The sequence below is a fragment of the Rhodoplanes roseus genome, from assembly GCF_003258865.1.
GTDB classification, from domain to species: Bacteria; Pseudomonadota; Alphaproteobacteria; order Rhizobiales; family Xanthobacteraceae; genus Rhodoplanes; species Rhodoplanes roseus.
The window spans coordinates 1-729 of record NZ_NPEX01000628.1 but is presented as its reverse complement, the minus strand read 5'-3'; the positions used below and the strand labels follow the sequence as shown (position 1 = coordinate 729).

Genomic DNA, 729 nt, shown 5'->3' with positions numbered 1-729 from the left:
AGCGCGTCCGGGAGTTCGGAGAGGAGCGCGAGCAGCAGCGCGCCCGAGCCGGTGCCGAGATCGGCGCGGCGAACGGAGCGAGCGCGCCCCGGTGGCCGCACGCGCGCCCGGCAGCGAAGGCGCGCCCGACGGCGACGTCGAGGTCTCGTTCGAGGACCAGGACGGCAGCGACGCAGGCCCCGATGGCCCGCCCCGACGCGAGGCGGCCGACGGCGAAGGCGGCGAAGGCGGAGAGAACGGCGACGCCAATGCGCGGCGCCGTCGTCGGCGCGGCCGCCGCGGTGGCCGCCGCAACCGTCGTCAGGACGGAACGCCGGGTCAGTTCGGCGATCCGGAGGGCGGCTTCGACCTGCTCGAGCCGGAGGTCGCCGAGGCGATCGCGGATTTCGGCGGCCCGCGGCTCGGCGAGGACATCCCGACCGGCGAACAGCCCGAGCTGTCCGGCCCGGTGACCGAGACCGACCACCTGTCGGCCCCGACCGAGGCGACGAGCCCGGCCGCGCCCGACGAGATCAGCCCGGAGAACCTGCCGGTTCCGAGTGCCGGCTTCGACGCGCCGGAGCGCCCGATCGAGCCGCGCCGCAGCCGCCGGCGGACCGTCGATGTTCCGCCGCCGCCGGATTTCGGCCCGGTCGATCCGCCCGAGCCGCTGCAGGCCCTCGACCCGGACGCGGCGCTTCCGGTGTCGGCGTCCGCCCTTTCGGCCGCGGCGCCCGAGCCGACCCCGGC

At 77.5% G+C, this 729-nt stretch carries 1 pseudogene; it reads left to right on the top strand.

The features are described from left to right. Positions 1–91 precede the first annotated feature (91 nt). Positions 92–729 (top strand): annotated as a pseudogene (locus CH341_RS31670) (hypothetical protein); the annotation flags it as partial.